The following is a 7,663-nucleotide window of genomic DNA, read 5'->3' on the forward strand; positions in this document are numbered from 1 at the left end:
GTAAGCGACTGACACGCCATTCGGTACCTACCAGCCCCGAAGAGGCGGTCATCTGCTTAAACGCAGCATACGAATGATTTAGAACTCGGAATAAAAACGGCCCGGGGAGAATTTTCCCCCGGGCCTCACCCTTCGGAAGGGCAGAAAATCCGCGGACCCCGTATGCGCCGTCCCCGGCCTATTGCCTGTCGGGGCCCTTGAAGGTCAGGACGTACTCCGCCTCCCGGTCGCTTATGGGGCACCCGTAGAACTCGGCAAAGTAGTCCTTCACCTCCCGAACCATATCCAGGTCCCCGAACAGGTCGGGATGCAGGGTCTTGGCGATCTGTTCCATCAGGAGGAAGCAGTCGGTGCTGTAGTCGGTCGGGCCCACGCTTCTGAGGTTCACGTAGACGTTCCCGTCCTTCACGGCACGGATGGGCGCCCAGGCGGGGTCCTTCGTGATCAGCTCGACGTTGTTCACCCTGCCCATGAAGATATAGGCCGGGTTCCACTCCATGACCTGCTCCATCGTGGTGGTGTAGAGCAGCTTGCGGTCCTTCCTGCTGACCAGTTCGCCGCCGGCCAGGTCCACGAGGTACCGGGTATAGGACTCGCCGCCGTGGATGCTCACCGATTCGGGGCCCCGCACGTAGTATACGGAGGGCAGGGACGCCGGGTCCAGCCCGCCGGTGCGGCCGGTGACGTAACCGACCGTCCTGTCGACGTAGTCGCACCATTTCCGGGCCTTCTCGAGGGCCGTGCCTCCAAAGACCTCCCCCACCAGCATGATTTCCTTCTTCTTCAGCGCCACGAACTCCTCGCGGGTGTCGATGCCGTCGTCCTTGAGCTGCGTCACGATCACAGGTATGCCCACCTTGTTCAGGGACTCGATGACCTCCGGATACGCATTCCAGAACAGCATCGCCCGGGACGTTCAAGAGCCCCATGTAGGGCGCCCGGCCCAGCCGATGGTCCCGCAAAGGCACACCGCGCAGGCCGTCAGGACGGTCGAGCACAGGATGGTCACGCCGCGGGCCCTCCTGACGTTGACCCCCAGGCTCCCGGCCTCCGCATCTCCCAGGGAGAGGAGGTTGACCCGCCAGCGCAGAAGAAGCAGCGCCGCCATGGCGGCAAGGATCGGTGGCGCTATCAGCAGCACGTCCTTCATCCTGACGTTGGAGAAGGACCCCATGGTCCAATAGACGATGGAGGCCAGATGGTTCTCGGGATCGGCCACGTACTTCGCGATCCCGAGAAGCGCGCTCATGAACCCGGACATGATGACCCCCGAGAGCACCAGCATCAGCGAGGACCGATTGCGGAACAGCCCGGGGATCAGGGTCGTCAGGAACACCGTGAGCAGCCCCGTCCCCAACGCCGACAGCTGAACCAGCGGGGCGGGCAGTTCCAGCAGGATGGCGAAGGCCGCCCCCACGCACGCCCCGCTGGAGATCCCGAGAAGGTCGGGCGAGACCAGGGGATTCCGGAACAGGCTCTGATACGCGGCGCCCGAGAGGGAGAGGGCCGAACCCACAAGCATGGCCCCCATCAGCCTGGGCAGGCGCACGGCGAGGATCACGCTCTCCATCCTGTCGCTCCAGGTCGTCTCGAGGCGCCACGGGGTGAACGCGTTCACCAGGATGCGCAGGGACTGCAGGAAGGGCACGGAAAACCGCCCAAGCCCAAGACAGACGACGGCGGTGACCGCCAATGCCAGCACAAACGTCCCGATCAACCGGTTCCTGCTCCCCATCACAGCCCTGCCCGCCCCTTCCCGAAACGGCCCATTCCCCGCCCCGATCCCACGATCACGAGCGCACGATGCTCCCCGGCTCCCTCAGCAGCTCCACCACGATCCTGTCGCCCGCCCTCGGGGGCGGGCCGCCCAGCGACGTCATGTACTGCGCGTTGGCCGCCGCCGTCCGTGCCGACGACGATTGCCTGAAGTCGATGGGGTGGGCGACGTACCCGCCGTCCGCGCCAAGCCGCACGTCGAGGCTGCAGAGAAGCGAGATCTTGTCCGACCCCGGCAGATCGCCGTCCAGCGTCGCCTCCAGGGTGCGGCGCTCGGGCCTGGGCTGGTGCAGGCAGTACGACACCAGGGCGCCGATGCACCACTCGAAGCCGTGATAGGCCGCGATGAAGGGGCCCGGAAGGTTGACGACGGGCTTGCCCTCCACCATCGCCGCGCACAGCGGCCGGCCCGGCGCCGCGGCGACCCCGTGGCACAGCACCTTTCCCCTATCGTGCAGCAAGCGGGCGTTGTGGTCCTCGCCCCCCTTGGAGGAGCCGCCGTTGAGGATGACGATGTCCGCCCTGCCCAGGGCGTCGTCCAGCGTCCGGTCGAGCATCGCCCGATCGTCGGGGACGATGGGGTAGAGGAGCGGCTCCGCGCCCAGAAGCTGAAGGCTGGTCCGGGCGAGCACGCTGTTGGTGTCGACGTTCTTCCCGCGCACCACCGCGCTGCGCGGGGGCACGAGCTCGTTTCCCGTCGGGATGAAGGCGACCGCGGGCTTCCTCAGCACCGGGACATCCCAGACGCCCCCCAGGTGGAGGCAGGCCAGGTCCCTGGGCCGCAGCGGCACGTGCTTCGGCGCCAGCAGCTCGCCCTCCCTCACGGTGCTCCCGGAGGGGCGGACGTTGTCCCCCTTCCGCACCGTCACCCCGTCGCGGATGCGAAGCCGTCCACCCTCCCCGATGTCCACGTCCTCGATCATGATGACGGCGTCGAACCGGTCGTCGAAGTCGTCCCCGGTGTCGGCGCGGACGAAATCCCTTCCCATCTCCCAGCCCGAGGTGTCCGGAACGCCGTCCCGGAACCGTTCGGAATCGACCGCGATCCCGTCCCCGGAGGAGGCGCGCACCACCGGCAGGTTGAGCCGGGAACGGCACTCCCCGGCCGTCACGCGGCCAAGGGCGTCCTCAACGGAGACCGTCTCGGCCGGAAGATCGGGATGCCACAGCGCAAACAGGGCCTCCAGCACCTCCCCACGCGTGGGAAGGCTGCCGAGCCCCGAGAATCTCGAAGCACTCATAAGAAACCTCCAGTTATAAGGGACCGTCCCCTACCGCTTCGGGGCGCTCACCGCGTTCTTCAGGAGGTCGTCGAGCTGGTCGTCCGTCAGCTTCACCGCGTAGAACAGGTCGTAGAACTCCCGGGTCGCCGCCCGGAAGTCGGCGTTGTAGGCCTCGGGATAGAGCAGGCTGGCGATCCACTGGATGCCCAGGAAGCGGTTAACCGAGGGAGGACGGTCGATCCAGCTGAAGGGGGTGTTCGGCATGGCGTAGACGCGGCCGTCCTTCACGGCCCGGATGCTCGCCCAGTCCGGATCGCTCTTGATCTTTCCATGTGCGCCGCCGCGATAGTCCTCCCACGCGATGATGACCTCGGGGTTCCAGTTCAGGACCTGCTCCAGGGACACCGGCGACATGCCGCCTCCCGAGACGGCCTTGACGTCCGCGACGTTTCTGGCCCCGGCAATCCTCAGCACCGTGGCGTGGCTGGATGAGGCGGGCTCGGTGCTGAGGCCGTCGGGCCCCTCGGCATAGTACACGCTGACGCGCTTCTCCTCGGGGACCGTGGAGATCTTCTTCTTCACGTCGTCCAGCACCCTCCTGCAGTAGGCGGCCAGCCTGGCGGCGCGCTCCTCACGCCCCAGGAGGCGGCCCAGAAATTCGTAGGCCCCCTCGATGTTCTCCATCGAAGCGTCCACGACGACCACCGGGATCCCCAGCTGCTCCTGCAGCTCGTCGGCTTGGGAGGCGTCGGTGTCCTTCGGCTTCCCCGGGCCCACCGAGATCAGCAGCTGCGTCCCCGCATCGATGATCGCCTCGCGGTTGAGCTGTTTGCCCATCTGCATGCCGCCCAGCAGGGGCATGTCCGCGCAGGCGGGATTCAGATACTTCAGCTCCTGTTCGTTGAACTTCATCGGCGTGCCCGCCAGCCTTTCGAAGTCCAGCGTGTACAGGAAGATGAAGCCGACGGGGCTGGTCACATAGACCTTCTTCAGATGCTCCGGCTCCGGGACGGTCACCGTCCGCCCCACGGAGTCGGTTACGCTTACCCCCGCGGCGACGGGCGCGCCCACCTCGGCGGCCGTGGCCAGCGGAGCCATGACGAGCATCAACACCAGAAGCAGTGCAGACAGACCTGAACGCTTTCTCACGATACATCTCTCCTTCGGAATCAGATTTTCCAGCCCGGATCTCTCCGGACCGGCTTCCTCCCTCGAACCCCGTTCGGCGGGGAGTTTCAACGCCTGCCTTCATCGACTGCCTTCATTGCATACCCTTCATTGCATCCCCTCACTCCGGGGACGCCCCGGGCCTGGGGCTGCGGATCGGAACGCAGACGGACGCGGTTCCCCCGCCCACGTCGACGTCGGATATCCTTACGGGGGTGCGGTAGATGGCCCGCATGGAGTCCTCGCGGATGACGCGGCGCGGCGGCCCATGCTCCAGGACGCGTCCGTCCTTCATCGTCAGGACGGAGTCGGCGCAGAAGAACGCGTGGTCGGGATCGTGCGTGACCATGAGGACCCCCATGCCGCCGTCCGAGAGGCGGCGCACCCGGTCGAGCACCGCGTACTGGTTCCCGAAGTCAAGGCTCGCCGTCGGCTCGTCCATCACCAGGAGCCTCGGCCGCTGCGCCAGGGCCCGGGCCACGAGCACCATCTGGCGCTGCCCCCCGGAGAGCTTCGTGTAGACGCGGTCGGCCATCCACCCGATGTCCAGCGTCTCCAGGACCTCGTCGACAATTTTGCGGTCCTCGGCCCCGGGCCGGGCCAGATAGCCGAGGTAGGGCGTCCGCCCCATCATCACCACCTCCCGCACCCGGAACGGGAAGGGCGGCACGTGCGCCTGGGGGATGTAGGCGACGCGGCGGGCCAGCCGCCCCGCGTCCAGCCGGTGGACCTCCTCGCCGCACAGGGTCACCCCGCCCCGCCCCGGCCTCAGTATCCCCAGGATGGCCTTGAGCAGGGTGGTCTTGCCGCAGCCGTTGGCGCCGAGGACGCAGACGAACTCCCCCTCGGCCATCGCGAAGGACACGTCCCGCAAAACATCCTCCCTCCCATACCCGACGCACAGGCCGGAGACCTCCAGCACCCGCGTCACCTCCTCGAGCTCGCCCGGTAGACCGCCAGGAAGAACGGCACCCCCAGGATGGCCGTCAGGATGCCGATGGGGATCTCCACGCTCGCCGCATTGCGCACGACGTCGTCCACGACCAGCAGGTAGCTGGCGCCCAGCAGCGCGCTTGCGGGAAGCAGCGCCCGGAAGTCCGCGCCGACGAGGGCGCGTCCCAGATGGGGGATGACGAGGCCGACCCACCCCACCATCCCGGCGACCGACACGGACGACGCCGTGATGAGCGTGGCGGCCAGGATGACGGCAAAACGCACCCGCCTTGGCTCGACCCCCAGGCTCCGGGCCTCGTCCTCCCCGAAGGACAGGACGTTCAGCCGCCAGCCCATGGCGTACAGGACGCCCAGGGACAGGGAGATGGGCGCGAGGATGGCGAGGAGCTTCGAGCGGGTCATCGCGTGGAAGCCGCCCATCAGCCAGAAGGTGATGGCGGGCAGCCTGCCGTCGGAGTCGGCGACCAGCTTGGTGCAGGACGTGAAGGCGGAACAGAGGGTGCTCACCATGATGCCGCCGAGGACGAGCCCCAGCAGGGGGTCCCGGGACAGGGTCCTGTTGACGAGGACCGTGAACAGGACCGCCGCGATGCCCCCGACCAGGGCAAGGGCCTGTATTGCGCCCAGCCCCAGGCCCAGCAGCAGCCCCAGAGCGGCGCCGAACCCCGCGCCCGCCGAGGCCCCCAGGATGTCGGGGGACACGATGGGATTTTTGAAGAGCCCCTGATAGGCGGCCCCGGCGACCGACAGCCCGGCCCCCACCAGCATGACGGCGAGGACCCGCGGCAGCCTGATGTTGAACAGCACCGTCGCCATCCTGCCGTCGGCGATCGGGGACGGGTCGAGGATGCGGTGCCAGACGGCGGCGGCAAGCTCTCCGGCCCCGATGGGATACCTGCCGATCGCGAAGGACAGGAAGAACAGGACGACGGGGGCGGCGGCCATCAAGGACCATTTCAGCCCCCTCGGGAGGAGCCTCGGACGCGGTCCCATGTCAGGCCCCCGGCCTCGACAGGACGAACCATCGCCCCTCGTCCTCGTTTTCCACGACGCGGCACCCGAGCCCGGTGCGCTCGATGATGCCGCGGAGCTCGACGGTGGACACGCTGCGCTGCCGCTTTTTGATGTTGGCGGGCCAGTCCGGCTCGAGCTCCCGCATCCGCGCCCGGATGCGCTCGAACGTCTCCCGGTTCCCGAGCCCGCCGCCGACATAGGCCCTTCCCCCGGGCTTCAGCACCCTGCGGATCTCCCCAAACGCCAGGGGGTAGTCGCGCCAGAAGCCCATGGACCCCCGGCTGACCACGAGGTCGAAGAAGGCGTCCTCGAAGGGCAGGGCATGGACGTCCCCGACGAGGCAGCGGCACCTGTCCCCCAGCCCCCGGCCAAGCGAGCGCTCACGGCAGAGCTCCACGGCATCGGGGGACACGTCGACAAGCCACCCCTCGAACGGGGCCCGCTCCATCACGGCGAAGCCCAGATGTCCGCCTCCGCAGCCGACGTCCAGCATCCTCCCCGAGAGGACGCCGGTGCGCTCCAGAATGGCCTCCGCCACCACCGGGTACAGCGGCGCGAAGACCCCGCTGGCGATCGCGTCGTACTCCAGGGCGTTTTCCATGTTGGAACTCCCCCCTGTATTTATTGGGACTATGGGCCCCCTCCCCTCCGGACCGTTCGCGGCGGTCATCCCGGACGCCTCCCGGAGCGGGGCCCGTCGATGCTGACCATGCGCCCTCCCGTGAAGATCTCCATCGAGCAGCCCCGCCGGATGGCCTCGTCCAGCCTCTCCGGCTCCGTGCAGACGAACCCGGAGAGGTTGTCGGCGCCGTGTCCGAAGAGGACGGGGGAAAGCGGCACCGTAGGTCCCACCAGAGACACCTTGGCGTCCCGGCAAATCTGCAGGAGGCGCGGCAGCGTCTTGTTGACGAGGGTCATGCCGGTGATGAAGACGTAGTCCTGCTCGGGCAGGATGTACTCGCAGGCGCTGTCGGGGTAGTCGCCCGGCACGGGGTCGCGCTCCAGGATGGAGAGCCGGCACAGCGGCGCTATCAGCTCCTCGATGTGGGGGAAGTGCCCGATGATGGCCACCCTTTTCCCCGCGATCTCGTCGCGGAACGCATAAAAGGCGTTCTTCTCCGTCCGGCTCTCGATGTCGTCCCTCGGCTCGCCGGCCGCCTCGAAGCCGGGGAGTGCCCGGACCCTGTCCCAGGAGTTGTAGTAGGCGTTCAGGGCCGCGACGCCCAGGGTGGCCTCCAGAAAATTCCAGGATTTGGACAGGGCCGCCGCATCCCGCAGCGCCATGCCCGTCAGGGGCCCGCGGTGCAGGCGGCCGGGGCCCCCTCCATGCGTCGTGTGGGCGACGCCGGTGTTTCCGCCCGCAACGACCGTCGTCCATCGGCAGGCGATGTTGTAGGAGCTCACGGCGATGCCGGAAGGGATCCCCGCAATCAGTTCGTCGTACAGGCGCCACATGGCAGCCACCCCTTTCGCACGGAAACGGCTATTGTCGTATTGTTTTTAAAAATATCTCGAGAATCCCCTTCATT

Annotated in this window: 8 protein-coding genes; all 8 read right to left on the bottom strand. The window is 67.5% G+C overall.

All coding sequences use genetic code 11. The features are described from left to right. Positions 1 to 178: 178 nt before the first annotated feature. A complete protein-coding gene (locus Q0176_RS06275; protein WP_299300341.1) occupies positions 179 to 904 on the bottom strand; it encodes an ABC transporter substrate-binding protein in 726 nt (241 codons plus the stop codon). 12 nt (positions 905 to 916) lie between these two features. After that, positions 917 to 1,717 carry an iron ABC transporter permease gene (locus tag Q0176_RS06280; protein ID WP_299300343.1) on the bottom strand — a complete coding sequence of 267 codons (801 nt, stop codon included), beginning with the start codon at positions 1,715 to 1,717 and terminating at the stop codon, positions 917 to 919. Positions 1,718 to 1,790: 73 nt separating this feature from the next. Continuing rightward, positions 1,791 to 3,017, bottom strand: coding sequence for a molybdopterin-binding protein (locus tag Q0176_RS06285; RefSeq protein ID WP_299300346.1), 1,227 nt, complete (start codon positions 3,015 to 3,017; stop codon positions 1,791 to 1,793). A gap of 30 nt (positions 3,018 to 3,047) precedes the next feature. After that, entirely contained in the window at positions 3,048 to 4,148 is a 1,101-nt protein-coding gene (locus Q0176_RS06290) for an ABC transporter substrate-binding protein (protein WP_299300348.1), read from the bottom strand. Between the two features lie 139 nt (positions 4,149 to 4,287). Continuing rightward, the gene (locus tag Q0176_RS06295; RefSeq protein WP_299300350.1) at positions 4,288 to 5,088 is read right to left on the bottom strand and encodes an ABC transporter ATP-binding protein; all 801 of its coding nucleotides are present in this window, start codon (positions 5,086 to 5,088) and stop codon (positions 4,288 to 4,290) included. 5 nt (positions 5,089 to 5,093) lie between these two features. Further along, positions 5,094 to 6,113 carry an iron ABC transporter permease gene (locus tag Q0176_RS06300; RefSeq protein ID WP_299300352.1) on the bottom strand — a complete coding sequence of 340 codons (1,020 nt, stop codon included), beginning with the start codon at positions 6,111 to 6,113 and terminating at the stop codon, positions 5,094 to 5,096. Position 6,114: 1 nt separating this feature from the next. Continuing rightward, entirely contained in the window at positions 6,115 to 6,735 is a 621-nt protein-coding gene (locus Q0176_RS06305) for a class I SAM-dependent methyltransferase (protein WP_299300354.1), read from the bottom strand. 65 nt (positions 6,736 to 6,800) lie between these two features. Further along, the gene (locus Q0176_RS06310) at positions 6,801 to 7,589 is read right to left on the bottom strand and encodes a DUF364 domain-containing protein (protein ID WP_299300356.1); all 789 of its coding nucleotides are present in this window, start codon (positions 7,587 to 7,589) and stop codon (positions 6,801 to 6,803) included. Between the last annotated feature and the right edge of the window lie 74 nt (positions 7,590 to 7,663).

It is taken from the genome of uncultured Fretibacterium sp., from assembly GCF_938040765.1.
Lineage (GTDB): Bacteria > Synergistota > Synergistia > Synergistales > Aminobacteriaceae > CAJPSE01.